Here is a 25,436-nt window from a genome sequence, read left to right on the forward strand (position 1 = left end):
AGGGCGTCGTGACCGACGGTGTCGCCGAGGCGGCGGCCGGCCTGGTCGTCGGGGAGGACGGTCGTACGCGGTGCGCGTGGGGCGGCTCGACCCCGGACTACGCCGCCTACCACGACGACGAGTGGGGCGTGCCGCTGCGCGGCGAGGCCGCGCTGTTCGAGCGGCTGTGCCTGGAGGCGTTCCAGTCCGGGCTGTCCTGGCTGACCATCCTGCGCAAGCGGGAGGCGTTCCGCAGGGCGTTCGCCGGTTTCGACCCGGCCGCGATGGCCCGGTTCGACGAGCGGGATGTCGAGCGGCTGCTCACCGACGCCTCGATCATCCGCAACCGGGCGAAGATCGAGGCGTCGGTGCGCAATGCCCGCGCCGTGACGGACCTGGACCGACCACTGGACGAACTGCTCTGGTCGTTCGCGCCGGACCCGGAGGGCCGGCCGCGGCCGCGCACGCTGGGTGCCGTGCCGGCCGTCACACCCCAGTCCACCGCGATGGCCAAGGAACTCAAGCGCCGCGGCTTCGTCTACGTCGGCCCCACCACCTGCTACGCGCTTATGCAGGCCACCGGCATGGTGGACGATCACCTGGTGGGCTGCTGGCGGGCCGGTGGCCGGTGACCGTCAGCGGCCGGTGAACGACGGCGGCCGCTTGGCCACGAACGCCTCGACGGCCTCCCGGTGGTCGGCGGTCTGCCCCGCCTCGGCCTGGGTCCTGGCCTCCACCGCGAGCGCGCCGTCCAACTCGGCGGACGCCGCGGCCAGCATCGCCTCCTTGATCTTGGCGTACGCGGTGGTCGGGCCCGCGGCCATCCGGGCCGCCAGCGCCTGAGCGGTGGCCAGCGCCTCGCCGTCCGGCACGACCTGGTTGACCATGCCGATGCGCAGCGCCTCCTCCGCCTCCACCGGCTGGGCGAGCAGCAGCATCTGCATGGCCCGCCCGTAGCCGATCAGCCGGGGCAGCGTCCACGACGCACCCGAGTCCGCGGTCAACCCGACGTTGGCGAACGCCATCAGGAACTTCGCCGACCGCGCCGCGATCCGCAGGTCGCAGGCGTAGGCCAGGGAGGCTCCGGCGCCGGCCGCGGTGCCGTTGACCGCCGCGATCACCGGCTTGGGCATCCCGGTGACCGTCCGGATCAGCGGGTTGTAGTGCTTCTCCACGGTGGAAAGCGGCGCGGGGTCGTTCGCCTGCAGCAGGCCGACGTGCTCCTTGAGGTCCTGGCCGGCACAGAAAGCGCGGCCCGCCCCGGTGAGCACGACGGCCCGTACCTTCGGTTCCTCCGCCGCGTCGCGCAGCGCGCCGAGTAGGTCCTCCTTGAGTTGGAGGGTCAGCGAGTTGAACGAGTCGGGGCGGTTGAGGGTGAACGTCCGCACGCCGTCGGCGTCCTCGACGATCAGGGCGTCCTCAGTGGACAACGAGCACCTCCGTGGGATCGCGGTACCGCGCGCGCGGTACCGGGTCATGCGGTGGACGCCGCGCTGGCCCCGGCCAGGCAGTCGTCCACGAACTCGTTGGCCGGGTCGGCCAGCCGAGCGGTGTGGTGGTCGAAGAACTCCGCCGCGGCCAATCCCGGCCAGTCCGGCGGCAGGAGTTGGGTGGGTAGGCCCGGGTCGCGGAAGAGGAACTTCCGCCAGGCGTGCAGCAGCCGCTGCGACGCGGCGAACGCCTCCGCCGGGCAGTCGCCGTCCACCGCGGACATCACCGGCCGCCACTCGGCGACGAAGTCCGCGTAGTCCCGGCCCAGCGCGTGCAGATCCCAGGCGGTCGCGGCCAGTTCGGCGTCGTCGCCGTCGTGCTCGGCGTGGAAGGTGCGTGCGGTCACCCCCTCGGCGGCGAGCACGTCGGCCAGTTCGGCCGCCGGCCGGAGCGCCACCCAGGTGGTCGGGTTCAGCGACCCGTAGCCGAGTAGCCGCAGCGACCCGGTCAGCCGCTCCCGCTCGGCCCGGCCGGGTGTGGACACCAGCAGCACCAGGTGCCAGCGACCGTCCCAGGTGGAGGGACGGGTGCGGTAGATCCGCGCGGCGGCCTCGTCCAGCCGTCGCTCGGCCCGCGGGGTGAGCGCGTAGCCGGGCCCTTCGGCCAACCGCACGGGGGTCAGCCAGCCCTGGCGGACCGTCCGGGACACCGCGGTGCGCACCGCGGGCGCGGCGAACCCCAGCGGCTCGAGCAGCCGGAGCAGGGCGGCGATCGTCGCGGCGCCGCCTCGCTGGCGCAGGTGGCCGCCGTAGACGTCGAACAGGGCGGAACGGGCTCGCACGACGGCCGAGTCTGGCACCCCGGCGCGGTCCCTACCAGCCACCCGTCCCACCCATCCGGGACGTGTCGTAGGCGGCATGCCGCCGAGAGGTGATGGGAAAGTGACCATGTTCCGCTAAGTCTTCGGTTCGCGGAGTGCGTGGGAATTGAATCGGAGCCCTCGCCGGCAAGACACGAAAAGATCGGCTCGGTTTCACTGCCGAGTCCGGATGGGGGAGAATGGAACCGCACACCGGCAGGCTGGGAGGCATGCCGGGTGGGGAACAGTGACGGAGGGAGCACGCTATGGCGGCCATGAAGCCCCGGACCGGCGACGGTCCCCTCGAGGTCACCAAGGAGGGACGGGGCATCGTGATGCGCGTCCCGCTCGAGGGTGGTGGGCGCCTCGTCGTCGAGATGTCGGCGGAGGAGGCCAGCGAGCTGGGCGATGCCCTGAAGGCTGCCGCGAGCTAAGGCCGCCGCACATCGCAGGGAGGGTCGGCCCGACCGGTCACCCTGGACCCACGGGCCCCGGTTTCGCGCACGCGGAGCCGGGGCCTCGTCACGTGGGTTGACAGCCTGCGACGGAACTGGACTGGTCTGCGATGGCGAGTACCGGAGCGTGATCGCGGCGCGTTCGCAGAACAGGCACTGAACAGGCACTGACGTCGATTCGCCCAGGAGGTCCCCGTTGGAAACCCCGGTGCCGCCGGTGCCGAGCCCGATACCCGCGATCGAAGTGGCCGGGCGTATCCGGCCCGGCGTCCCGCTGGCCGTGCTCGCCAGCCCGGGCACGGACGGTGCCGTCACGTTCGGCCCGGGCGCAAACCGGCTGCCTACCGAGTGGTTGAACGGCGAGGTGCGCGGCCGGCGCGGCGAGGTGCACGCGATCCCCGGGGACGGGGTGCGCTGGGTCGCCGGCCTGGGTGACGGCGGTCCCGGCGAGTGGCGTGCGGCCGGAGCCGCGCTGGTGCGGGCGGTGCGGGCCGCGGCGGCCGCCGACGACGAGGCGGGCCGGCCGGTCGCCACCGCGCTGCAACTCGCGCTCACCGAGGAGGCCGATTCGGACCGGGTCGCCGGCCTGGTCCTCGGCCTGGGACTGGGCGGTTACCGCTACCGGGTGTCCGGTGCGGACGACCCGCCTCTGCTGCGCCGGGTGCACCTGGTCGCCCCGGAGGGCAGCGACGCCGCCGCGCTGGCCGACGCGGTGGCCAGGGCGCGCGTGCTGGCCGCCGCCACCTCGCTGGCCAGGGACCTGGCCAACACGCCGTCCAACGTCAAGGACCCGGCCTGGTTGGCGGACACCGCGGCCGACCTCGCCGGCCGGGTGCGCGGACTCACCGCCGAGGTGCGGGACGAGCGGTGGCTGGCCGGGCACGGCTTCGGTGGCGTGCTCGCGGTCGGCGGCGGTTCCGCCCGCCCGCCCCGGCTGGTCGAGCTGACCTGGCGGCCGCCGTCGGTGCGGGCCGGCGCGCCGCACCTGGTGCTGGTCGGCAAGGGGATCACCTTCGACACCGGCGGCATTTCGGTGAAGCCGGCGGACGGCATGCACCTGATGCGCACCGACATGGCCGGCGGCGCCGCGGTGATCGCCGCGCTGCGCGCGATCGCCGAGCTGAAGCTGCCGGTTCGGGTCACCGGGCTGGTGCCGTGCGCGGAGAATCACCTGTCCGGCGCGGCCTACCGGCCGGGCGACGTGGTGCGGCACTACGGCGGCACCACCACCGAGGTGACCAACACCGACGCCGAGGGACGGATGGTGCTGGCCGACGCACTGGCCTACGCGGTCGACGCGCACGCCCCGGATCTGATGGTCGACGTGGCCACGCTGACCGGAGCCATGAAGGTGGCCCTCGGCCTGCGCACCGGCGGGCTGTTCGCCACCGACGACGACCTGGCCGCCCGGATCGCGGCGGCCGGCGAGCGGGTGGGCGAGGCGTGGTGGCGTATGCCGCTCGCCGACGCGCACGCCGACGACGTCCGCGGCGACCTCGCCGACGTGCGGCAGGCCCCGCCGGGACCGGGCGGCATCACCGCGGCGCTGTTCCTGCGCGAGTTCACCGCCGGGCTGCCCTGGGCGCACCTGGACATCGCCGGACCGGCCCGCGCCGACCGCCCGTACGACGAGGTGGTGCCGGTTGGCACCGGGTTCGCCGCGCGCACCCTGGTGGAGCTCGCCGCCTCCTACGCATGAGCCGCTCCGCCGGCCGGCCGGAGGGAGATCGCGAAGTCGCGGAACAGCCGGGCGGCCGGGGGCAACGGGCGGCCGCCGGCCCACACCAGGCCGACGGTGCGGGTCGCGGCGGGCCGCAGCGGCACCTCCGCCACCGCGTCCGGCGGCGCCGGCTCGGCGGCGGGCAGCAGGGCGACGCCGAGACCGGCGGCGACCAGGCCGCGCACCGTGTCCACCTCGTCTCCCTCGAATCCGAGGGCGGGCCGGAAACCCGCCGCGGCGCACAGCTCGTCGGTGATCTGCCGGAGGCCGTAGCCGGGCTTCATGCCGACCAGCGGTTCCCCGGCCAGCTCGGCGACGGCGACCCCGTCCCGGCCGGCCAGCTCGTGGTGCCGCGGCACGGCCAGCACCAGCGGCTGCCGGTAGAGCGGCGCGGCGCGCAGGTCCGGCTCGGCCGGCAACGGTGAGGTGAGCGCGAGGTCGGCCGCGCCGGCCCGGACCCGGCCGAGCATCTCCTCGTGCGCGGCCTGCATCAGGGTGAACCGCACTCCGGGGTGGCGCTTGCGGAAGGCGCGCAGCAGCTCCGGCACGTGCACTCCGCCCATGGTGTGCAGGAACGCGAACACCACCCGGCCGCGCTCCGGGTCCGCCTCCTCGGCCGCGCGCCGGCAGCCCGCCTCCACCGCCGCCATGGCTTCCTCGGCGGCGTCCGCGAGCAGTTCGCCGGCCCGGGTCAGCCGCACACCGCGGCCCACCCGGACCACCACCGGCGCACCCAGTTCCCGGCCCAGCTCGGCCAGCCACCGGCTGACCGTCGGCTGCGGCACGCCCAGCGCGTCCGCCGCCCGGGTGACGTGCTGCTCCCGGGCCAGCGCGCGGAGCGCGGCCAGCCGCGGCGCGATGGCCCTGGCCAGGGTTTCCGCCATCTCATGCGTCACAGTATGAATACTGCCAGAAAACCGTATTGGACGTATGGGTTCGGGTTTTCTAGCGTCGACCACGTGGCGATTACTTCGGCTACGCAACCATCGGCGCTGCCGCATGCCCGGCGCATGGTGGTCGGGGTCGCCGCCGCGGGGTTCGCGGTGTTCGCTCTGCTCTACGCCACCCAGCCGGTGCTGCCCCAGCTCGCCGCCGAGTTCCGGCTCGGGCCCGGCGGCGCGTCCATCGCCGTGGGGGCGGCGACCGGCGCGCTGGCGCTCGCGGTTGTTCCGGTGGCCATGCTCTCCGAGGTGGTCGGCCGGCGGCCGGTGATGGTCACGTCGGTGGTACTGGCCGCCCTGCTCGGCCTGGCGTTGCCCTTCGCGCCCGGCTTCGGCGTGCTGGTCCTGCTGCGGGTGGTGCAGGGCGTGGCCATCGCCGGGCTGCCCGCGGTGGCCATGGCCTACCTCGCCGAGCAGGTGGCGGCCGCCCGCGCTGGGGCGGGGGTGGGCGCGGCCATCGGTGCCATGGTGGCCGGCAACAGCGCGGGCGGCATGGCCGGCCGGCTGGTCGCGGGCATCGCCGCGGGTCCGCTCGGCTGGCGCGTTGCGGTGGGTCTGGTCGGGGTGTTCGGCGCGGTGTGCGCGGTCGTCGTGGTCCGCGCGCTGCCGCCGGACGCCGCGGCCCGGGCCGGCGGCACCCTGGGGGAGCATCTGCGGCGCACCGGGGCCGGCCTGCTCGCCGCGCTGTCCGACCGGGTGCTGCTGGCCCAGTACGCGATCGGCGCGCTGGCGATGAGTTCGTTCGTCGCGCTCTACAACGCGGCCGGGTTCCGGCTCACCGCGCCGCCGCTGGACCTGCCGCCCGCGGTGGCCTCACTGGTCTTCCTCGCCTACGCGATCGGCGGGGTCAGCTCCGCACTCGCCGGGCGGCTGGCCGACCGGTGCGGCCGGCCGGTGGTGCTGCTGGCCGCGCTGGCCGTCGCCGCGCTGGGCGCGGTGCTGACCGCGCCGGACCGGCTGCCCCCGCTCATGCTCGGGTTCGCGCTGGTCACCGCCGGTTTCTTCGCCGCGCACTCGGTGGCCGGCGGCTGGGTGGGCGCGCGGGCCCCGGAATCCGCCCGCGGCCAGGCGTCCGGCACCTACCTGGCCGCGTACTACCTGGGTAGCAGCGTCGGCGGCGGGCTGGGCACCCAGGCTTACCAGGCGTGGGGCTGGTTCGGCCTGGTCGGCCTCGTGTGCGCCTGGTTCGCGCTGGCCGCACTCGCCGTGCTGGCCGCCCGCGGTCCGGCCCGCGCGGCGGTTCAGCCCTGGTCCTCGCCGCGCAGCGAGTCCTTGCCCAGCAGCGAGCGGTAGACCGCGACGGTCCGCCCGGCCACCGAGGACCAGGAGAACTCCCGCTCGGCCCGCTCCCGGCCGGCCTCACCCATCACGGCGGCCCGGTCCGGGTCGGCCAGCAACTCGTTCACCGCGTCCGCGAGGCCGTCGCGGTAGGCGTCCGTGTCGTGCTCGTCGAGGTGCACCAGCAGCCCGGTCCTGCCGTCCTCGACCACCTCGGGAATCCCGCCCACGTCCGAGGCCACCACGGCGGTGCCGCAGGCCATCGCCTCCAGGTTGACGATGCCCAGCGGCTCGTACACCGAGGGGCAGACGAACACCGTGGCGTGGCTGAGCACCTGGCGCAGTTCCGCCGGCTGCAGCATGCGCTGGATCCAGAACACTCCGGGGCGGGCGGCGGCCAGTTCGGACACCGCCACCCGGGTCTCCTCGGCGATCTCCGGGGTGTCCGGGGCGCCCGCGCACAGCACCACCTGGGCGCGCGGGTCGATGCCGTGCGCGGCGGCGATCAGGTGACCGACGCCCTTCTGCCGGGTGATCCGGCCGACGAAGGCCACCGTGGGCCTGGCCGGGTCGATACCGAGCCGTTCCAGCGCGTCCGTCTCGGTGACCGGGTGGTAGGCGGCGGTGTCGATGCCGTTGCGCACCACGTGTACCCGGGCCGGATCTAGGGCGGGGTAGCAGTTCAGCACGTCGGCCCGCATGCCCTCGCTGACCGCGATGACCGCGTCGGCCGCCTCGTACGCGGTGCGCTCCACCCAGGATGACACCCGGTACCCGCCGCCGAGTTGCTCGGCCTTCCACGGCCGGCGCGGCTCCAGGGAGTGCGCGGTGACCACGTGCGGCACTCCGTACAGCAGCTTGGCCAGGTGCCCGGCCAAGTTCGCGTACCAGGTGTGCGAGTGGACCAGGTCGACGCCGGCCACGCCGGCCACCATGGACAGGTCCACGGACAGCGTGCTCAGCGCGGCGTTGGCCCGCTCCAACCCGGCCGCCGGGGCGTGCGAGTGCGCGTCGGTGCGGGGGCCGCCGAAGCAGTGCACGTCCACATCGACGAACTCGCGCAGGTGCGGGACGAGGAAACCGACGTGCACGCCGGCTCCGCCGTAGACCTCGGGCGGGTACTCGCGGGTGAGCAGTCCGATACGCACAACGCCGAACGGTAGCCGTGCGCCCGCCGTGACACATCCCGCCGGATCGGCGCGGCGCCGGCCGGCAGGTAAACACGGTGGCACCCCGCGGTTGGCGGGCGTGCGCCGGTGGCCCGAGCCGAATTCGCCGGATAGGGTCGAACATCGTGAAGGGCCTGCCACATGTCCTGGGGATCGTGCTCGCCGGTGGCGAAGGCAAGCGACTGTGGCCCCTGACCGCAGACCGCGCCAAGCCGGCCGTGCCGTTCGGCGGCAACTACCGGTTGATCGACTTCGTGCTGTCCAACCTGGTCAACGCCGGCTTCGTGCGGCTGTGCGTGCTCACCCAGTACAAGTCCCACTCGCTGGACCGGCACATCTCCACCACGTGGCGGCTGTCCAGCGTGCTCGGGCAGTACATCACCCCGGTGCCGGCCCAGCAGCGGCTCGGACCTCGCTGGTACACCGGCAGCGCGGACGCCATCTACCAGTCGCTGAACCTGGTGCACGACGAGAACCCGGACTACATCGTCGTGTTCGGCGCCGACCACGTGTACCGGATGGACCCGGCGCAGATGGTGGCCAGGCACATCGAGAGCGGCGCCGGGGTGACCGTCGCCGGTATCCGGGTGCCCCGCGCCGAGGCCAAGGCGTTCGGCTGCATCGACTCCGACACCTCCGGCCGGATCACCGGCTTCCTGGAGAAGCCCGCCGAGCCGCCGCATGTGCCGGACGACCCGGAGGTCACCTTCGCCTCCATGGGCAACTACGTGTTCAGCACCGACGTGCTGCTGGACGCGCTGCGGGCGGACGCGGCCAACCCGGACTCCGACCACGACATGGGCGGCGACATCATCCCCATGCTGGTCGAGCGGGGCGAGGCGGCGGTCTACGACTTCGACGACAACGACGTGCCCGGCGCCACCGAGCGGGACCGCGGCTACTGGCGCGACGTCGGGACCCTGGACGCCTACTACGAGGCGCATATGGACCTGGTGTCCGTGCACCCCGTGTTCAACCTCTACAACCAGGCGTGGCCGATCCGCACCGCCACGCCACCGCTGCCGCCGGCCAAGTTCGTCAACGGCGGCACCGCGGAGGACTCGATCGTCGGCCTCGGCTCGATCATCTCCGGTGCCACCGTGCACCAGTCGGTGGTGAGCGCGGACGTGGTGGTGGACAGCGGCGCGCGGGTGGAGGGCAGCGTGCTCATGCCGGGCGTGCGGATCGGCAAGGGCGCGGTGGTGCGGCACGCGATCCTGGACAAGAACGTGGTGGTCGCGGACGGCGGCAAGATCGGCATCGACCCGGAGGTCGACCGCGGCCGGTACACGGTGAGCGCCGGCGGCGTGGTCATCCTCGGCAAGAACGCCCGCGCCGCATGACCAGCCGCTAGGCCACCCTGGCGGCGACCAGCAGGCCGTCGCCCACCGGCAGCAGCGCCGGGGCCAGCCGGTCGTCCTCCCGGACCAGATGGGTCACCTCGCGCAGGGCCGCCGTGTCCGGGTCACGCACGCTCTGGTCAACCACCCGGCCGCTCCACAGCGCGTTGTCGAACGCGATCACGCCGCCTGGCCGCAGCAACCGCACGCCGTGCTCGGCGTAGCGCGGGTACTCGGTCTTCAGCGCGTCCACGAACACCAGGTCGTAGCCGCCGTCGGTGAGCCGGGGCAGCACGTCCAGCGCGCGGCCCATGATCAGCCGGGTGCGCCCGGCGCCGAACCCGGCCGCGGTGAATGCCTGCCGGGCCGCCCGCTGGTGCTCGGGCTGCACGTCGATCGAGGTGAGCACGCCGTCGGCGGCCATGCCGCGGAGCAGCCACAGCCCGCTCACCCCGGCCCCGGTTCCGACCTCCACCACGGCCCTGGCCTGCAAGGCGGCGGCCAGGAAGCGCAGCGCCGCGCCACCGGCGGGGCCGATCGGCGTGCAGCCCAGCTCCCGGCCCCTCGCCCGGGCCGCGCGCAGCACGTCGTCCTCGGCGAGGAAGCCCTCGACGTAGTCGCGAATCGCCGGCCCTGCCGCGATCGGCGTTTCAGGCGTCACGAACATGCAGGCTAACCGCGCGCCGGCGGAATCGGGGTGAACGCGTCGAAACGGTGACCCCGTGCCGGTGACCGGCCGCGCATGCGTTTCTCAGGGTGCTCTTAGCCGGCTCTCACCCTGGACATATCCGGGCGCAGCAGAGTAGGGGGCGTGGGCGTGGCCTTCGCTACCCGGGTGGGAAACCGGGAACAAGCCGGCCGCGCTCCGCGTTGAGGGGAAGACACCAGCCCAGGAGGTGGGTTACTCGGATGCGCACCCAGTCGACCTCGCCGGAGTCCATCGCGGCTGCCGCGAGCACGACGGTCGCCCCGATCGACGAGGCGGCGTGGTCGCCACCCTCGTGGGACGAGGTCGTGCGCGAGCATGCCGACCGCGTCTACCGGCTGGCGTTCCGACTCACCGGTAACCAGCACGACGCCGAGGACCTCACCCAGGAGACGTTCATCCGGGTGTTCCGATCGCTGGCGTCCTACAAGCCCGGCACCTTCGAGGGCTGGTTGCATCGGATCACCACGAACCTGTTCCTGGACATGGCCCGGCGCCGCTCCCGGCTGCGGATGGAGGGCCTCCCGGAGGACACCGACCGGCTGGCCGGCGACAATCCCAGCCCGGAGCAGGTCTACTCGGCCACCCACCTCGACCCCGACCTGCAGGCCGCGCTGGACGAGCTCCCTCCGGAGTTCCGCGCGGCCGTCGTCCTCTGCGACGTGGAGGGGCTGTCCTACGAGGAGATCGGCGCCACCCTGGGGGTCAAGCTGGGCACCGTGCGGAGCAGGATTCACCGGGGCCGGCAGGCCCTGCGGGCGGCCCTGGAGCGTCGGCAGCGGCAACGTGCGCGGGAGGAGTCCCCATGACGGTGTCATGTCGCGGCACGACCGCGGCCGCGCGTGGACTCGCGGAGGACTCGGTGGCCGTTCGGAGTCGCGGCCACCAGGGTGACCGTGGCGCGTGCTGGGGCCGTCAGGCCGCGCGGGAACTCGCGGAGGAAACCGCATGACCGAAGGGCGCGGTTTCAGCCTCGGCGAGCAGCACCTGCTGCCCGACGCGGTCGTGGCGTTCGTGGACGGCGAGTTGTCCCCGATCGCCCGGGAGCGGGCCGCGACGCACCTGATGCGGTGCCCGGCCTGCGCGGCGGAGGCCGCGGCGCAGCGGCAGGCGAGGTCCGCGGTGCGCAGCGCCGCCGTGCCCACCCTGCCCGCCGGCCTGCTCGCCAACCTGCGATCGATTCCCGAGCGGGTCGACCTGCCCGGCGGCCCGGACGAACTCGCGGTCAGCGACGACGGTCAACTGGTCATCGTGCAGCGGCCGGATCGCGTGGCCGGCCGCCCGAACCAGCGCGTGATCGGCTCCTCGCAGCCCTTGGGCAACGCGTCCACGGTGCTCGGTTACCGGCGCGGCGGCAGCGCTGGCCGGCGCGCCGTGCAGGGCGCCGGTGTCGTGGTGTCCGGCCTCGTCCTCGGCGCGCTGGCGCTGGTTACCCCGGCCAGCGCGCCCGCGTCGAACGCGGCGCCGGCCGGTGAGCCGGAGGAGCCCACCGTGGCGAGCACACCCGCCGCCCTGGGGACCGCGTCCGCCTTCGGCGCGGGCGGCATGGCCGTCGCCCCGGAGAGCCATCCAATCGGTGTGCCGGCACCCCGGGTGGCCGGTCTGCCGGTCGCCACCCGTCCCGGCCGGCCGTTCGCGGCGCAGCGTCACGCCGATCCCGCGGACCGGCATCTGGTGGGCCCGCCGGCGGCGCTGCGCCCGCTGCTCACCGACACCCCTGGCGCGACTCCCTCCGCGTTCTCCCCGGACACGCCCGGGACCGGAAACTAGCCGCCCGCCGGCGGCGGTCGGGGGCTCCGTCATGCGTGCGCGGGGTCGTGGGGCGGTGCCGTGCCGCAGGAGATGAGCCGGGCGCGTCTGGTACGCCATGGCGACGCGATCGCGGTCGCGCGAACTCGCGGAACTTCAGGCGAGGCGAGCGCTACGCCAACTTCACTAGTGAACCGGCAGGCTGGTCAGTCCCGGGGCCATGCGCCTCGCACCGGCCCCGTGCGGTGAGACCGCAACCATGACGCCACCGACCACCGGGGAGCGATGAGTCAGCAGCCGAACCGGAGCCCTGACCAGCCGGGACCGGACGCGAACGGCGCCGAGACGGGCGGCGACGCGACCAGCCGGCAGTGGCGCGACGCGGCGGCGGCGGGCGCGCCGGCCTCCGGCGGCGAGAACGGTCGTCCTCGGCTGGGGCCCCGCCCGCTGCACCGGCCGCCGGTCGACCCGGGCCAGGCCGCGGTGTTCGGCCGCCCGGACGGCGTGTCCGGGGCCTTCGCGCCCCGCACGGCGGAGCAGGACGCCGAGCGGCGTCACGGGCCGGTCGCACCGCCCCCGGCGGACGCGCTCGTCCAGGCGTTCGGCCGGCCGCCCGGCCAGGACGGCGTGGTGCTGCAGCGGCCGCCGGGCGGCCACGCCGAGGCGGAGGGAACCGAGCCGGCGTTCTGGACCGCCGACGACGGCCGGGACCCGTGGCGTGACCCGGGCGCGGGCGCGGTGCTCGGCCCGCCCGCGCTGGACGCGGAACGCGGCGAGCGGGCCAGCCCACCGGAGTCGCCCGGTCCGCTGCTGAGCGTGCCCGAACTGCTGTTCGGCCGGCGGGTGAAGCCGACCGCGCTGCTGGCGCTGTTCGCGGCGGCGTTGCTGGTCGGCGCGGTCGGCGGGCTGATCGGCTGGGGGATGACGAAGGCGGGCGGCGGGCTGACCGACTCGTCGGTGACCATCAACCAGGTGTCCTCGGCCAAGGACCGGCCGCCCGGTTCGGTGGCCGCGATCGCCAGGCAGGTGTCGCCCGCGGTGGTGTCCATCGAGGTGCGCGCCGGCCAGGGCGGGGACATCGGCTCAGGCGTGGTCATCGACGGCAAGGGCTACGTGCTCACCAACAACCACGTGCTGTCCGCCGCCGCCCGGGACCCGAACGCGTCCATCCAGGCGGTGTTCACCGACGGCACCCGGGCCCCGGCCGCGATCGTCGGCCGCGACCCCAAGACCGACCTCGCGGTGATCAAGGTGGCGGTAAGCAACCCGGTGGTCGTCAAGCTGGGCCGGTCCGCGGATCTCGCGGTGGGCGACACGGTGATCGCCATCGGCTCGCCGCTCGGGCTGGCCAGCACGGTCACCGAGGGCATCGTCAGCGCGGTCAACCGGCCGCTGATGGTGCCCGGCGAGGGCGGCGACCCACCGGTCGCCTACGACGCCATCCAGACCGACGCGGCGATCAACCCGGGTAACTCCGGTGGCGCGCTGGTGGACACCACGGGTGCGCTGGTCGGCATCAACTCGTTGATCAAGACCTTCAACAGCGGGGAGAGCGGCGGCGGCAGCATCGGCCTGGGCTTCGCCATCCCGGTGGACCAGGCCGCCAGGATCGCCCAGGGCCTGATCCGGGACGGCCAGGTGAAGCACGCCGACCTGGGCGTCAACGCCAAGTCGGTGTCGGCGAACACCTCCGACGGCGCCCAGGTGCAGAACGTCCAGGCGGGCGGCGCCGCGGCGCAGGCCGGCGTCGTGGAGGGCGACGTGATCACCAAGGTTGGTGACCGTCCGATCCGCAACGCCGAAGAACTGGTCGTGGTGGTGCGGGAGCACAACATCGGCGAGACGGTGCCGGTGCAGGTGGTCCGGCAGGGACGCCAGCTCACCCTGCAGGTGAGCCTGCACTCCGACTGATTCCGCGCCGGACGGCCTCACCGGGAGGCCGGTCGGCCCGCTAACCTGGTTGGTGCTGGCCAGCATGGAGGTGCCGCGGTGTTCGACATCAGTTGGGGAAACCTTCTCGTTCTCGCGGTGGCCGGCCTCTTCATCCTCGGCCCGGAGCGGTTGCCGGGAGCGGCCGCGTGGTTGGGCCGCACGGTCCGCCAGATCCGCCAGTACGCCAGCGGCGCCCAGCAGCAGCTCCGCTCCGAACTCGGCCCGGAGTTCGACGAGCTGCGCCGGCCCCTGGAGGACCTGCGCAGCCTGCGCGAGTTCCACCCGAGGCGGATGGTCACCTCGCAGCTGCTCGGGGACATCAACGATCTGCCCCGCGAGATCACGCTGACCAGGAACGGCACCAACGGCTACGGCGCGCCGCCGGCGCCGCCGGTGTCGACGCCCATGCCGGCCCCGCAGCGCCCGCTGCTGCCGGGGGAGCGGCCGCCGTTCGACCCCGACGCCACCTGACCCTGACCCTGACCCGCCACCCCGCATTCAGCCCGCTGAACGGGGATTTCGGCGCGTACGCCAACCCCGTTGAGCCCGCTGAATGCCGGGTTCGACGCGCCACAAAACGCCGTTGAGCGCGCCGAACTTCGGGGGTCAGCGGCCTGCCGGGCTGACCGAGAGCAGCCGGCCGGCCAGGCCGCGGGACCGGGTGGAAAGCCGCTCCGCCACCCCGCGCAGCACCTTGGCCGCCGGCGCGTCCGGTTCGGTCACCACCAGCGGAGTGCCGGAGTCGCCGGTCTCCCGCAGCCGCGAGTCCAGCGGCACCTGGCCGAGCAGCGGCACCTCGGCGCCCACCGACCGGGACAGCGACTCCGCCACGGTCTGCCCGCCGCCGGAGCCGAACAGCTCCATCCGGGTGCCGTCCGGCATCTCCAGCCAGGACATGTTCTCCACCACGCCGGCGACCCGCTGCCGGGTCTGCAGCGCGATCGCACCGGCCCGCTCGGCGACCTCGGCCGCGGCCTGCTGCGGCGTGGTGACCACCAGGATCTCCGCGTTCGGGATCAGCTGGGCCACCGAGATGGCGATGTCCCCGGTGCCCGGGGGCAGGTCCAGCAGCAGCACGTCCAGGTCGCCCCAGAAGACGTCGGCGAGGAACTGCTGCAGCGCCCGGTGCAGCATCGGCCCTCGCCACACCACCGGGGTGTTACCCGGGGTGAACATGCCGATCGAGATGACCTTCACGCCGTGCGCCTGCGGCGGCATGATCATCTGCTCGACCTTGGTCGGCTTGCCGGTGGCGCCGAGCATGCGCGGCACGGAGTGGCCGTAGATGTCGGCGTCGACCACCCCGACGGACAGCCCGCGCTCGGCCATCGCGGCGGCCAGGTTCACCGTCACGCTGGACTTGCCGACCCCGCCCTTGCCGGACGCGACCGCGTACACCCTGGTCAGCGAGCCGGGCTGGGCGAAGGGGATGATCGGCTCGGCCGCGTCACCACGCAGCTTGCGGCGTAGCTCGGTGCGCTGCTCGTCGCTCATCACGTCCAGCTCGACCCGGACGTTCCGCACGCCGGGCAGCGCGGACACGGCCGCGGCCACGTCATTGGTGATCTTGTCGCGGAGCGGGCAGCCGGCGACCGTGAGGTACACCTCGACCAGCACCGAGCCGTCCGGGGACACCGACACGTCCTTCACCATGTCCAGTTCGGTGATCGGCTTGTGGATCTCCGGGTCCTTGACGGTGGCCAGCGCCTTGTGCACGGCCTCTGCGGTGGGTGGGGTCATCGTGGTCACGGAATCGCGCTCCGAGGCGTCTCTGGGAACAGGGACCGGTCCTTGCTTGCCGCTCCCTCCACATGCTACGGCCGCACGCCGGACTGAAGGCTACTGGTCGGTTACCTCTCGATGGGTGGACGGTTTTGGGGGCGCTGCGCATCGGTATGGACGCGCTGCGTAACATCGGGACTCGTGCCGGACACGGGTACTGCACGACTGCCCACCCGGGCAGAGCTGGGCGTGTGGCGTTCCTTCCTGCGGGCCCACGCCCGACTCACCCGTACCCTCGAGTCGGAACTCGTCACCGAGCAACGGCTGTCCCTGGCCGCGTACGACGTGCTGGTCCAGCTCGAGGAGGCGCCCGAACGGCGGCTCCGGATGACCGAGTTGGCGGACGCGGTGCTGCTGTCCCGGTCCGGGGTGACCCGGCTGGTCGACCGCCTGGAGAAGGCCGGCCTGGTGACCAGGGAACGCGCCGACGGGGACGGCAGGGGAGTCGTTGCGGTCCTCACCGAGCAGGGGCTCGACCGGCTCCGCGAGGCGTCCGGCACGCACCTGGCCGGGATCGTCCGCCACTTCGTCGCCGCGCTGGACTCCGACGAGCTGAAACGGCTCGGTGAGACCTGTGAACGGCTCAGCGAGGGGCCGCCGATGCCGCGCCTCGAGTTCGACGCCGACGCCTGAGTCCCCCGATCAAGGCGCGGCAGCCCAGGCGACCACTGGGAGTGTCCGTCCGACTACCGGGACTCGGCGGGATGCGGCTCCGCGTCGTCCCAGCGCGCGTCCTCCCGGATCGTCTCCGCGCGTGGCCGCGACCCGCCCTTGCGCTTGCGCTTGCCGTTGGCCGCGCTGATGTCGCTGCGCAGCCGCTCCAGCTCGCTGCGCAGGTAGTCGCGGGTGGCCACCTCGCCGATGGCCAGCCGGAGGGCGGCCAGCTCGCGGGCCAGGAACTCGGTGTCCGCCTTGGTCTGCGCGGCCCGCTTGCGGTCCTCCTCCAGGGCGATCCGGTCCCGGTCGTCCTGCCGGTTCTGGGCCAGCAGGATCAGCGGGGCGGCGTACGCGGCCTGGGTGGAGAACAGCAGGTTGAGCAGGATGAACGGGTAGGGGTCCCAGTGGAAGCTGAACGCGGACAGGTTCACCGCGACCCACAGCAGCACCACCACGGTCTGCCAGAACAGGTACTTGCCGGTACCGAAGAACCTGGCCAGGCGCTCGGAGAACCGGCCGAACGACTCGGGGTCGTAGGTGACGGTCAGGCGGCGCGGCTGGCGCGGTTGGTCCAGCCGGCGGCGGTTCAGCAGCTCAGGCACGGCTAGCTCCTCCCCGCACGAAGGTGCGCTGGTCCTGCGGCTCGACGGACCTCATCCCGTTTCACCGCCGGCCTGGACGGTGATCTCCTCGACCTCCCGCAGCCCGCCTTCCCGCCAGTCCTCCGGCAGCAGGTGGTCCAGCAGGTCGTCCACGGTGACCGCGCCGAGCAGGTGGTCGCCCTCGTCCACCACCGGCGCGCACACCAGGTTGTAGGCGGCGAAGTAGCGGGTGACCTCGGACAGCGACGCGGTCGGCGGCAGCCGGGCGAGGTCCACGTCCAGCGCCCCGGCGACCAGGTCCGACGGTGGCTCCCGGAGTAGCCGCTGCAGGTGCACGCAGCCCAGGTAGCGGCCGGTGGGAGTGGCCGAGGGCGGCCGGCAGACGAACACCATGCTGGACAGCGCCGGGGTGAGGTCGGCATTGCGCACCCGGGCCAGCGCCTCGGCGATGGTGGCGTCCGGGGTGAGCACCACCGGCTCCGGGGTCATCAGCCCGCCCGCGGTGTCGTAGGAGTAGGCCAGCAGCCGCTTCACCGGGGCCGACTCCTCCGGCTCCATCAGCTCCAGCAGCCGGGACTTCTCCCCTTCGGGCAGCTCGGCCAGCAGGTCGGCGGCGTCGTCCGGGTTCATCGCCTCGAGGATGTCCGCGGCACGGTCCTCGCCAAGGTGGCCCAGCAGGTCCTTCTGGTCGTCCTCGGGCAGCTCCTCGATCACGTCCGCCAGCCGCTCGTCGTCCAGCGCGTCGACCACCTCGTAGCGCCGCTTGCTGGGCAGTTCCCGCAGCGCGGCGGCGACGTCCACCGCGCGCATCGTGTCGAACACGGTGAGCAGCTGCTGCGCGCCCTGCGGCTGGCCGGACAGCTCGGCGAGGCCGAGGCCGGTGATCTCGTCCCAGTCCAGCACCTGCACCGGGCCTCGGCGGGCCAGCCGCCGGGTGCGCTCCCGGACGGCGACCCGGCTGACCACCCAGTCCCGGGTGCGGTTCTGCTCCATCGCGACGTCCACCAGCACCGCGCTCGCCCCGGTCGCCACGATCTCCACCCGGGCGTCCAGCAACTGGCCGACCACCAGGATCTCGGTTGGGCGCTGGTGGAACTGCCGGAGGTTCACCGAGCCCGTGGCCAGCGCCACGGCGTTCGGCTCGATCGAGGTGATCCGCAGCATCGGCACGAAGATCCGGCGCCGGGTCACCAACTCGACGACGATGCCGAAGACACGTGGCGGCTGCCGGCCCAGGCGCAGCCCGGCGACCACGTCGCGGACCTTGCCGATCGGCTCGCCGTCCGGCCCGAAGACCGGCAGCCCGGCGAGCTGTGCGGCAAAGACCCGGTTCGCGGCGCCCACAGCGGTCAGGCTAGCCCCGCCGGCGTACGTCCACCGTCCCTACCCAAGGTTCGCGTCGCGGCTGTCGTCCACCGGCCGATCGGCGGCCACGTCCAGGCGGTACACCGTGGCCGCCGCCCAGCGCCGGCCGGCGTCGGCGGGCGCGTTCAGCCGGGCGGCGGCGAGCGCGGCGAGCGCGGCCTCCCGCTCCGGGCCCGGCGGCACCACGTGCGCCACCGCCCGCGCCGCCAGCAGCCGGGAATGCGTCGAGGGGGAGCGCAGCACCACGGTGCACGTCACGCCGCCGGCGAGCCCGGGAACCTGCTGCTCGCCCGGCGCGGTGAGCAGCCACAGCGCCCGGTCCCGCCACACGGTCCAGACCAGCCGAGCGGGGTGTTCGGGCACGGACACCCACACCGCGCCGGCCTTGCGCAGCGCGGCGTCGAACACCCGGGCGATCTCCACGGCGCCAAGCCTGCCACGGTGCCCGGTGCCGCCTCCGCGGGAGAGGGCATGGGCACGTGCTGTGAAGGTGGCCTCAGCGCATAGCAGGCCGGCCGGCAGCGTGCCAGCATCCCTACAACAGCTCAGTTACTCTCCGGTACGAGGAGGTACCCGTGGCCGTCGCCGAGCGCCAGCGCCCCCGTCGTTCCTGCCTGGCCGTTCCCGGGTCCAGCCAGAAGATGATTGACAAGGCCCGCGGGCTGCCCGCCGACCAGGTGTTCCTCGACCTGGAGGACGCGTGCGCGCCGCTGGCCAAGCCAGACGCGCGCAAGACCATCGTCGCCGCCCTCAACGAGGGCGGATGGGGCGACAAGACCCGGGTGGTCCGGGTGAACGACCTGACCACCGAGTGGACCTACCGGGACGTCGTCGAGGTGGTCGAGGGAGCCGGCGCCAACCTCGACTGCATCATGCTGCCGAAGGTGCAGACGGCCGAGCAGGTCGCCTGGCTGGACCTCACCCTCACCCAGATCGAGAAGACCATGGGATACGAGGTTGGCCGGATCGGCATCGAGGCGCAGATCGAGAACGCCAGGGGCCTGGTCAACGTGGACGCCATCGCCGAGGCGTCGCCCCGGGTGGAGACGATCATCTTCGGTCCGGCCGACTTCATGGCGTCGATCAACATGAAGTCGCTGGTGGTCGGTGAGCAGCCGCCCGGCTACGACGTGGGCGACGCCTACCACTACATCCTGATGCGCATCCTGATGGCGGCGCGAGCCAACGACCTGCAGGCCATCGACGGCCCGTACCTGCAGATCCGTGACGTGGACGGGTTCCGCCGGGTGGCCGGCCGGGCGGCCGCCCTGGGCTTCGACGGCAAGTGGGTGCTGCACCCCGGCCAGCTCGACGCGTGCAACGAGACGTTCAGCCCGAAGCAGGAGGACTACGACCACGCGGAGAACATCCTCGACGCGTACGAGTACTTCACCTCCGAGGCGGGCGGCAAGCGCGGCGCGGCCATGCTCGGTGACGAGATGATCGACGAGGCGTCCCGGAAGATGGCGCTGGTGATCGCGAACAAGGGCCGTGCGGCGGGCATGCGGCGCACCGACCGTTGGACCCCGCCGGAGGACTGACCCCACGGGCACGCACGGCCGGGCCGCGACGGGTTGTCGCCGCGGCCCGGCCGCCGCGCGTTCTCGCGCCCCTCGCCAGGGTGCGCCGGCGCGTTAGCAGCGGGTGAGAAGGTCCACAGCCAGCCCTGGTCAACTTGCGATAACAGGGTGGTGAACGGTCAGGCTGCGAGGCATGGCCAAACATCGCCTGGAGGAGAGACGGGGCTTCCCCTGGTTCGGTCGGCGGCGCAGGGACGATCTGCTGGAGCGGGCGCTGCGCGCGTGTGACGGCTGCGGCGAGCGGGTACACGTGTGGGCCGACGCGTGCCGGCACTGCGGCACCGAACTCGAACTGCTGGCCGGCTGACCGCCACCGGACCGGAGAAAGGCCGGTCCAGCCGGCGCCGGGGCGCGGCACCCGCGATCGCGGCGGCGGGGCGTTCGAGCAGGACCGGCATGGTGTCCAGGGGAGCCCCGGCGATGCGATCGCGGCGCGGGTTCGAGGACGACACAGTGGCGGTGAGCACCTTCCTTGCGCAAACGGTCGTTAACGGGGCCATACTCGCCGGTAACCCAATGCCGGGCCGGCTGCCGCACGGTCCGGGCGCACGGATTTGCGACGAAAGGGGAGCGCGATGGCCCGGCTCGCCCAGACCGCCGGTCTGACCGACGTCCAGCAGGAGATTCTCTCGACGGTCCGGGACTTCGTGGACAAGGAGATCATCCCGCACGCCCAGACCCTCGAGCACGGCGACACCTATCCGACCGACATCGTCGAGGGCATGAAGGAGATGGGGCTGTTCGGCCTCACCGTGCCCGAGGAGTACGGCGGCCTCGGCGAGTCGCTGCTCACCTACGCGCTGGTCGTGGAGGAGATCGCGCGCGGGTGGATGAGCGTCTCCGGCGTGATCAACACCCACTTCATCGTCGCGCACATGCTCAAGTACCACGGCACCCCGGAGCAGAAGCAGCGCCTGCTGCCCCGGATGGCCACCGGCGAGGTGCGTGGCGCGTTCTCCATGTCCGAGCCGGAACTGGGCTCGGACGTCGCCGCGATCAAGACGCGGGCGAAGCGCGAGGGCGACGAGTACGTCATCGACGGCGCGAAGATGTGGCTGACCAACGGCGGCACCTCCAACCTGGTCGCCGTGCTGGTGCGCACCGACGAGGGCGCGGAGAAGCCGCACCAGAACCTCACCACGTTCCTGGTGGAGAAGCCGGAGGGCTTCGGCGAGGTGATGCCCGGCCTGTCCATCCCCGGCAAGATCGACAAGATGGGCTACAAGGGCGTCGACACCACCGAGCTGGTCTTCGATGGCTTCCGTATCGGCGCGGAGGCGATCCTCGGTGGCGAGCCCGGCAAGGGCTTCCGGCACATGATGGACGGCATCGAGGTGGGCCGGGTCAACGTGGCCGCGCGGGCCTGCGGCATCGCCATCCGCGCCTTCGAACTGGCTGTCGAGTACGCCCAGCAGCGCCGCACCTTCGGCAAGCCGATCGCCGAGCACCAGGCGATCGCGTTCAAGCTGGCCGAGATGGCCACCAAGGTGGAGGCCGCGCACCTGATGATGGTCAACGCGGCGAAGCTGAAGGACTCCGGAGAGCGCAACGACGTGCAGGCCGGCATGGCCAAGCTGATCGCCTCCGAGTACTGCGCCGAGGTGACCCAGGAGGCGTTCCGCATCCACGGCGGCTACGGCTACTCCAAGGAGTACGAGATCGAGCGCCTGATGCGGGAGGCGCCGTTCCTGCTGATCGGCGAGGGCACCAGCGAGATCCAGAAGACCATCATCAGCCGCGGCCTGCTTCGCGAGTACCGCTCCCGCGGCTGACCGGATCCGCGTTCAGCGGGCTGGACGGGCTTCGGAGCGCCGGGAACCCCGTTCAGCCCGCTCGACGCGGAGAAGGAGACGCGGCGTTCGGGGTGTCCCGATCGCGTGGTTCCTCATCACTTGGCAGGATGGGACGTAACCGTCCGCGAAGAGGTGATGATGGTGTCCAGCCCTTTCACCGGTCCGCAACGGCCGGGCGCGGGCCTGCCTCGGCTGCCCACGCCGCCGAGCGGCTGGCCGATCGGTTCGTACTCCACCTACGAGGAGGCCCAGCGGGCGGTCGACTTCCTCGCCGACAGCCAGTTTCCCGTCCAGGACGTCACGATCGTCGGCGTCGACCTGATGCTCGTCGAGCGCGTCATCGCGCGGCTCACCTGGGGCAAGGTGGTCGGCACCGGCGCCGCGTCCGGAGCGTGGTTCGGCCTGTTCGTGGGCGTGCTGCTGAGCCTGTTCAACACCACGGGCTCGGCGTTCGGACCGATCCTGGTCGGCCTCGTCACCGGCGTCGTCTTCGGCGTCGTGTTCGCCGCGGCCGGCTACGCGTCCACCCGGGGCAGCAGGGACTTCTCCTCGGCCAGCCAACTCGTCGCCGGCCGCTACGACGTGCTCTGCCAACCGCGGCACGCCGAGCAGGGCAGGGACCTGCTCGCCAAGCTCGCCATGAAGCCGGGCGAGTCGCAGCCGGAGTAACCGGCCGGCTACCGGTTTCTGAATCGTTGTGTCGAGGCACTTGCGTGTCCTGATCAGCCGGGCCTAGGTTCTTTTCACCAGTCGAGCGGTGTACCACCTCACACGCTCGGCGGCGATGGCACGACGAGGTGCCGGGCGGCGTTGCCGACTCCTGGCGATCGGCGTAGGCGGCCTGGTTCCTCCCGTGGTTCGGTGGAAGGAGACAGGGCCGATGAGGGGTGCACACCCCGGCGTCGTTCCCGGCCGGCGCGGCCGTTCCCGGCGGTACCGGGCGGCCGCCGCGCTGGGTGCCGCGTTTCTCGCCGCGCCGATGGTCGCGGCGTGCGGGTCGGGCGGCGGTGGTGGGACGACCATCAACGTCTACTACGGACCCGAGGAGAACTTCCAGAACGTCGTCGAGGCGTGCAACGCCAAGGCGGCCGGCCGGTATCGGATCGTCTACAACACCCTGCCGCGCGAGGCGGACGGGCAGCGCGAGCAGATGGTGCGGCGGCTCGCCGCCGGCGACCCGGGCATGGACGTCCTCGGTCTGGACGTCACCTGGACGCCCGAGTTCGCCGAGGCGGGCTGGATCGAGGAGTGGGCCGGCCAGAACAGGGCGGACGTGGAGAGCGGCACGCTGCCTGGTCCACTGAAGACGGCCACGTACCACGGCAAGCTGTACGCGGCGCCGAAGAACACCAACGTGCAGCTGCTGTGGTACCGCGACGATCTCGTCCCCAACCCGCCGCAGACCTGGGACGAGATGCTCTCCATGGCCGAGCAGCTCAAGCAGCAGGGCAAGCCGAACGAGGTGCTGGTCACCGGTGCCCAGTACGAGGGCCTGGTGGCGACGTACAACACGTTGGTCGCCTCCTCCGGCGGGCACATCATCTCCGACGACGGCACCAGGGCCGTGATGGACGCCGGTGCCGTGCACGCGCTGGACGAGCTGCGGAAGCTGGCCACCTCGCCGGTGGCCGACCCGTCGCTGTCCAACGACAAGGAGGACAGCATCCGGCACACCATGGAGGACGGCCGGGCCGCGTTCGAGCTGAACTGGCCGTTCGTCTACGCCTCCATGCGGAAGGACCGTCCGGAGCTGGCGGCCCACTTCAAGTGGGCGCCGTATCCCGGCACCCTGCCTGGCATGCCGGGCAAGGCCGCCATCGGTGGCTTCAACCTCGCGGTGAGCACCTACTCGCGGCACAAGCCGGAGGCGTTCGAGGCGGCCAAGTGCCTGCGCAGCGCGGAGAGCCAGAAGTACTCGGCGATCAACTCCGGGGTGCCGCCGACCATCGAGGCCGTCTACGCCGACCCGGACATGACCCAGAAGTACCCGATGAAGGACGCGATCCTGCAGGAACTGACGGACCCGGCGGTGCGGCCGATCACTCCGGCGTACCAGAACGCCTCGACGGTCATCTCGACGGTGCTGTCCCCGCCGTCCGGCATCGACCCGCAGCGCACCGCGGACCGGCTGCGTAAGGAGTTGCAGGACGCGCTGGACTCGAAGGGAGTCCTCCCGTGAGCGCCGACGTGTTTCGCGCCGAAGCACGCTTTCCCGCTGAGGCGCCGTCGATACAGCCCTCAGAGGCGCGGTCATGCGCGCCGACGTACTCCCCTCCTCGGAGGCGCAGTCATGAGTGAGCAGCTCGCCACGGCGGTCGCCAGCACGGCGACGACCACCAAGGCACCCGAGAAGGGCAAGGCCGTGCTGAGCGAGGGCAAGCGGGCCGAGCGGCGGCTGGGCTGGCTGCTCTGCGCGCCCGCGGCGATCGTGATGCTGGCGGTCACCGGCTATCCGATCGTCTACTCGTTCTGGCTGTCGTTGCAGCGGTTCGACCTGAGGTTCCCGGCTCGGCGGGAGTTCATCGGGCTGGACAACTACGTCACCGTGCTCACCAGCGGGTACTGGTGGACGGCGTTCGGGGTGACCGCGGTGATCACGGTGATCTCGGTGGCCATCGAGCTGGTGCTCGGCATGATCCTCGCGCTGATCATGCACCGGGCGCTGGTCGGCCGCGGCCTGGTCCGCACGGTCAGCCTGATCCCGTACGGGATCGTCACCGTGGTCGCCGCGTTCTCCTGGCGCTACGCCTGGACACCCAAGACCGGCTACCTGGCCGACCTGGTCAGCCCGGGCGGTGCACCGCTCACCGAGCGGCTGCCCTCGCTGGCCATCATCATCCTGGCCGAGGTGTGGAAGACCACGCCGTTCATGGCGTTGCTGCTGATGGCCGGCCTGGCGCTGGTGCCGGACGACCTGCTCAAGGCGGCGGCGATGGACGGCGCGTCGGCCTGGCAGCGGTTCGTCAAGGTGACCCTGCCGGTGATGAAGCCGGCGATCCTGGTCGCCCTGCTGTTCCGCACCCTGGACGCGTTCCGCGTGTTCGACAACATCTTCATCCTGACCAACGGGGCGCAGCAGACGTCGTCGGTGTCCATCCAGGCCTACGACAACCTCATCAAGGGGCTGAACCTCGGCATCGGCTCGACCATGTCGATCCTCATCTTCCTCACGGTCGCGGTGATCGCCTTCCTCTTCGTCAAGGGGTTCGGCACCGCGGCCCCCGGTAGCGACCAGGGTGGGAGGCGCTGATGGCGATCATCGGTGGCACCGAGACCACCGGGCGGAAGGTGCGCTGGGCGCTCCTGGACGTCGTCGTGGTGGTCTACGCGCTGGTGCCGGTACTGTGGATCGTGTCGCTGTCGTTCAAGACCACCGACACGCTCACCGACGGGAACTTCATCCCGCGCAAGTGGACGCTGGACAACTACCGGACGATCTTCACCACCACCGAGTTCGTCCGCGCGCTGGGCAACTCCATCGGCATCGCGCTGATCTCCACGGCGATCGCCGTGGTGCTCGGCACGATGGCGGCGTACGCGATCGCCCGGCTGGACTTCCCCGGTAAGCGCGCGCTGATCGGGGTGTCCCTGCTGATCGCGATGTTCCCGCAGGTGTCCCTGGTCTCCCCGCTGTTCGAGACGGAACGCACCCTCGGGCTGTTCAACACCTGGCCCGGGCTGATCCTGCCGTACATCACCTTCGCGTTGCCGCTGTCCATCTACACGCTGTCCGCCTTCTTCCGGGAGATCCCGTGGGAGCTGGAGAAGGCGGCGAAGATGGACGGGGCCACGCCCGGCCAGGCGTTCCGCAGGGTGATCGCGCCGCTGGCCGCGCCGGGCGTGTTCACCACCGCGATCCTGGTGTTCATCTTCTGCTGGAACGACTTCGTCTTCGCCATCTCCCTCACGTCGACGAGCGCGTCCCGCACGGTGCCGGCGGCGCTGTCGTTCTTCACCGGGTCCTCCCAGTTCGAGGACCCGGCCGGGTCGATCTCCGCGGCCGCCGTGGTGATCACCGTTCCGATCATCGTGTTCGTGCTGTTCTTCCAGCGCCGAATCGTCGCGGGCCTGACGTCCGGCGCCGTCAAGGGGTGATCT

At 72.5% G+C, this 25,436-nt stretch carries 26 protein-coding genes; 17 read left to right on the plus strand and 9 right to left on the minus strand.

Annotated elements, in window-relative coordinates; translation table 11 throughout:
* Positions 1–8 precede the first annotated feature (8 nt).
* Positions 9–611, plus strand: coding sequence for a DNA-3-methyladenine glycosylase I (locus FFT21_RS07960; RefSeq protein ID WP_225978195.1), 603 nt, complete (start codon positions 9–11; stop codon positions 609–611).
* 3 nt (positions 612–614) lie between these two features.
* On the opposite strand, the gene FFT21_RS07965 is transcribed toward FFT21_RS07960, so the two are convergent.
* Entirely contained in the window at positions 615–1,409 is a 795-nt protein-coding gene (locus FFT21_RS07965) for an enoyl-CoA hydratase-related protein (protein ID WP_225978196.1), read from the minus strand.
* A gap of 44 nt (positions 1,410–1,453) precedes the next feature.
* Positions 1,454–2,251 carry a PaaX family transcriptional regulator gene (locus FFT21_RS07970; protein ID WP_137813116.1) on the minus strand — a complete coding sequence of 266 codons (798 nt, stop codon included), beginning with the start codon at positions 2,249–2,251 and terminating at the stop codon, positions 1,454–1,456.
* A gap of 284 nt (positions 2,252–2,535) precedes the next feature.
* Here FFT21_RS07970 and FFT21_RS07975 point away from each other — a divergent pair, with 284 nt between their 5' ends.
* Both FFT21_RS07975 and FFT21_RS07980 read left to right on the plus strand, forming a co-directional pair.
* Positions 2,536–2,703, plus strand: a complete 168-nt coding sequence (locus tag FFT21_RS07975; protein ID WP_137813117.1) for a DUF3117 domain-containing protein — start codon at positions 2,536–2,538, stop codon at positions 2,701–2,703.
* 217 nt (positions 2,704–2,920) lie between these two features.
* On the plus strand, positions 2,921–4,423 hold the full coding sequence (locus FFT21_RS07980) for a leucyl aminopeptidase family protein (RefSeq protein WP_137813118.1): 1,503 nt from the start codon (positions 2,921–2,923) through the stop codon (positions 4,421–4,423).
* Here the strand turns inward: FFT21_RS07980 and FFT21_RS07985 are convergent.
* Positions 4,414–5,340, minus strand: a complete 927-nt coding sequence (locus FFT21_RS07985) for a LysR family transcriptional regulator (protein WP_225978197.1) — start codon at positions 5,338–5,340, stop codon at positions 4,414–4,416. The genes FFT21_RS07980 and FFT21_RS07985 overlap by 10 nt on opposite strands.
* A gap of 63 nt (positions 5,341–5,403) precedes the next feature.
* Between FFT21_RS07985 and FFT21_RS07990 the strand changes: the two genes are divergently transcribed.
* Positions 5,404–6,678 carry an MFS transporter gene (locus FFT21_RS07990; RefSeq protein ID WP_225978198.1) on the plus strand — a complete coding sequence of 425 codons (1,275 nt, stop codon included), beginning with the start codon at positions 5,404–5,406 and terminating at the stop codon, positions 6,676–6,678.
* On the opposite strand, the gene glgA is transcribed toward FFT21_RS07990, so the two are convergent.
* A complete protein-coding gene (gene glgA, locus FFT21_RS07995; RefSeq protein ID WP_137813119.1) occupies positions 6,627–7,811 on the minus strand; it encodes a glycogen synthase in 1,185 nt (394 codons plus the stop codon). The two genes, FFT21_RS07990 and glgA, sit on opposite strands and share 52 nt — an antisense overlap.
* Before the next feature lie 146 nt (positions 7,812–7,957).
* Between glgA and glgC the strand changes: the two genes are divergently transcribed.
* The gene (glgC, locus tag FFT21_RS08000; RefSeq protein WP_137813120.1) at positions 7,958–9,175 is read left to right on the plus strand and encodes a glucose-1-phosphate adenylyltransferase; all 1,218 of its coding nucleotides are present in this window, start codon (positions 7,958–7,960) and stop codon (positions 9,173–9,175) included.
* Between the two features lie 7 nt (positions 9,176–9,182).
* Here glgC and FFT21_RS08005 read toward each other — a convergent pair whose 3' ends face one another.
* On the minus strand, positions 9,183–9,833 hold the full coding sequence (locus FFT21_RS08005) for an O-methyltransferase (RefSeq protein WP_225978199.1): 651 nt from the start codon (positions 9,831–9,833) through the stop codon (positions 9,183–9,185).
* Between the two features lie 248 nt (positions 9,834–10,081).
* Between FFT21_RS08005 and sigE the strand changes: the two genes are divergently transcribed.
* From sigE to tatB, 4 genes are all read left to right on the plus strand, one after another.
* A complete protein-coding gene (sigE, locus tag FFT21_RS08010; protein ID WP_137813122.1) occupies positions 10,082–10,687 on the plus strand; it encodes an RNA polymerase sigma factor SigE in 606 nt (201 codons plus the stop codon).
* A 139-nt stretch (positions 10,688–10,826) separates the two neighbouring features.
* Complete coding sequence (locus FFT21_RS30510) at positions 10,827–11,648, plus strand: zf-HC2 domain-containing protein (RefSeq protein ID WP_137813123.1); 822 nt, start codon at positions 10,827–10,829, stop codon at positions 11,646–11,648.
* Between the two features lie 264 nt (positions 11,649–11,912).
* Complete coding sequence (locus FFT21_RS08020; RefSeq protein ID WP_137813124.1) at positions 11,913–13,538, plus strand: trypsin-like peptidase domain-containing protein; 1,626 nt, start codon at positions 11,913–11,915, stop codon at positions 13,536–13,538.
* A gap of 78 nt (positions 13,539–13,616) precedes the next feature.
* Positions 13,617–14,030, plus strand: coding sequence for a Sec-independent protein translocase protein TatB (gene tatB, locus FFT21_RS08025; RefSeq protein ID WP_137813125.1), 414 nt, complete (start codon positions 13,617–13,619; stop codon positions 14,028–14,030).
* Between the two features lie 135 nt (positions 14,031–14,165).
* Here the strand turns inward: tatB and FFT21_RS08030 are convergent, their stop codons facing one another.
* Positions 14,166–15,299, minus strand: coding sequence for an Mrp/NBP35 family ATP-binding protein (locus tag FFT21_RS08030; protein ID WP_137813126.1), 1,134 nt, complete (start codon positions 15,297–15,299; stop codon positions 14,166–14,168).
* Positions 15,300–15,482: 183 nt separating this feature from the next.
* Here FFT21_RS08030 and FFT21_RS08035 point away from each other — a divergent pair, with 183 nt between their 5' ends.
* Entirely contained in the window at positions 15,483–15,974 is a 492-nt protein-coding gene (locus FFT21_RS08035; RefSeq protein WP_225978200.1) for a MarR family winged helix-turn-helix transcriptional regulator, read from the plus strand.
* Positions 15,975–16,027: 53 nt separating this feature from the next.
* Here the strand turns inward: FFT21_RS08035 and FFT21_RS08040 are convergent, their stop codons facing one another.
* From FFT21_RS08040 to FFT21_RS08050, 3 genes are read right to left on the minus strand one after another with little or no spacing between them, the layout of a single operon-like run.
* The gene (locus tag FFT21_RS08040) at positions 16,028–16,600 is read right to left on the minus strand and encodes a DUF1003 domain-containing protein (protein WP_137813128.1); all 573 of its coding nucleotides are present in this window, start codon (positions 16,598–16,600) and stop codon (positions 16,028–16,030) included.
* 51 nt (positions 16,601–16,651) lie between these two features.
* On the minus strand, positions 16,652–17,944 hold the full coding sequence (locus FFT21_RS08045) for a magnesium transporter MgtE N-terminal domain-containing protein (RefSeq protein WP_137813129.1): 1,293 nt from the start codon (positions 17,942–17,944) through the stop codon (positions 16,652–16,654).
* A 39-nt stretch (positions 17,945–17,983) separates the two neighbouring features.
* Positions 17,984–18,388 (minus strand): hypothetical protein, encoded by a 405-nt coding sequence (locus FFT21_RS08050; RefSeq protein WP_192909425.1) that lies wholly within the window; start codon positions 18,386–18,388, stop codon positions 17,984–17,986.
* A 152-nt stretch (positions 18,389–18,540) separates the two neighbouring features.
* Here FFT21_RS08050 and FFT21_RS08055 point away from each other — a divergent pair, with 152 nt between their 5' ends.
* From FFT21_RS08055 to FFT21_RS08080, 7 genes are all read left to right on the plus strand, one after another.
* Positions 18,541–19,506, plus strand: a complete 966-nt coding sequence (locus FFT21_RS08055; protein WP_225978201.1) for an HpcH/HpaI aldolase/citrate lyase family protein — start codon at positions 18,541–18,543, stop codon at positions 19,504–19,506.
* Positions 19,507–19,678: 172 nt separating this feature from the next.
* The gene (locus FFT21_RS28810) at positions 19,679–19,852 is read left to right on the plus strand and encodes a hypothetical protein (protein ID WP_153816546.1); all 174 of its coding nucleotides are present in this window, start codon (positions 19,679–19,681) and stop codon (positions 19,850–19,852) included.
* A 268-nt stretch (positions 19,853–20,120) separates the two neighbouring features.
* Positions 20,121–21,317: an acyl-CoA dehydrogenase family protein gene (locus FFT21_RS08060; RefSeq protein WP_137813130.1), complete on the plus strand. Its 1,197-nt coding sequence runs from the start codon at positions 20,121–20,123 to the stop codon at positions 21,315–21,317.
* A 156-nt stretch (positions 21,318–21,473) separates the two neighbouring features.
* The gene (locus FFT21_RS08065; protein ID WP_192909433.1) at positions 21,474–22,007 is read left to right on the plus strand and encodes a YflT domain-containing protein; all 534 of its coding nucleotides are present in this window, start codon (positions 21,474–21,476) and stop codon (positions 22,005–22,007) included.
* Positions 22,008–22,218: 211 nt separating this feature from the next.
* Positions 22,219–23,517 carry an ABC transporter substrate-binding protein gene (locus FFT21_RS08070; RefSeq protein WP_137813132.1) on the plus strand — a complete coding sequence of 433 codons (1,299 nt, stop codon included), beginning with the start codon at positions 22,219–22,221 and terminating at the stop codon, positions 23,515–23,517.
* Between the two features lie 111 nt (positions 23,518–23,628).
* Positions 23,629–24,588, plus strand: coding sequence for a carbohydrate ABC transporter permease (locus FFT21_RS08075; protein ID WP_137813133.1), 960 nt, complete (start codon positions 23,629–23,631; stop codon positions 24,586–24,588).
* On the plus strand, positions 24,588–25,433 hold the full coding sequence (locus FFT21_RS08080; RefSeq protein WP_137813134.1) for a carbohydrate ABC transporter permease: 846 nt from the start codon (positions 24,588–24,590) through the stop codon (positions 25,431–25,433). Before FFT21_RS08075 ends, FFT21_RS08080 begins: the two co-directional genes overlap by 1 nt.
* Positions 25,434–25,436: the final 3 nt, after the last annotated feature.

Origin of the sequence: Gandjariella thermophila (genome assembly GCF_005405885.1) — a bacterium.
Lineage (GTDB): Bacteria > Actinomycetota > Actinomycetes > Mycobacteriales > Pseudonocardiaceae > Gandjariella > Gandjariella thermophila.

Excerpts from the sequence above, each read along its gene's own strand:
- FFT21_RS08080 (WP_137813134.1), top strand. The coding sequence starts at position 24,588 with ATGGCGATCATCGGTGGCACCGAGACCACCGGGCGGAAGGTGCGCTGG.
- sigE (WP_137813122.1), top strand. The coding sequence starts at position 10,082 with ATGCGCACCCAGTCGACCTCGCCGGAGTCCATCGCGGCTGCCGCGAGC.
- FFT21_RS08020 (WP_137813124.1), top strand. The coding sequence starts at position 11,913 with ATGAGTCAGCAGCCGAACCGGAGCCCTGACCAGCCGGGACCGGACGCG.
- FFT21_RS08065 (WP_192909433.1), top strand. The coding sequence starts at position 21,474 with ATGATGGTGTCCAGCCCTTTCACCGGTCCGCAACGGCCGGGCGCGGGC.
- FFT21_RS08060 (WP_137813130.1), top strand. The coding sequence starts at position 20,121 with ATGGCCCGGCTCGCCCAGACCGCCGGTCTGACCGACGTCCAGCAGGAG.
- FFT21_RS28810 (WP_153816546.1), top strand. The coding sequence starts at position 19,679 with ATGGCCAAACATCGCCTGGAGGAGAGACGGGGCTTCCCCTGGTTCGGT.
- FFT21_RS07975 (WP_137813117.1), top strand. The coding sequence starts at position 2,536 with ATGGCGGCCATGAAGCCCCGGACCGGCGACGGTCCCCTCGAGGTCACC.
- FFT21_RS08030 (WP_137813126.1), bottom strand. The coding sequence starts at position 15,299 with ATGACCCCACCCACCGCAGAGGCCGTGCACAAGGCGCTGGCCACCGTC.
- FFT21_RS08075 (WP_137813133.1), top strand. The coding sequence starts at position 23,629 with ATGAGTGAGCAGCTCGCCACGGCGGTCGCCAGCACGGCGACGACCACC.
- FFT21_RS08070 (WP_137813132.1), top strand. The coding sequence starts at position 22,219 with ATGAGGGGTGCACACCCCGGCGTCGTTCCCGGCCGGCGCGGCCGTTCC.
- FFT21_RS30510 (WP_137813123.1), top strand. The coding sequence starts at position 10,827 with ATGACCGAAGGGCGCGGTTTCAGCCTCGGCGAGCAGCACCTGCTGCCC.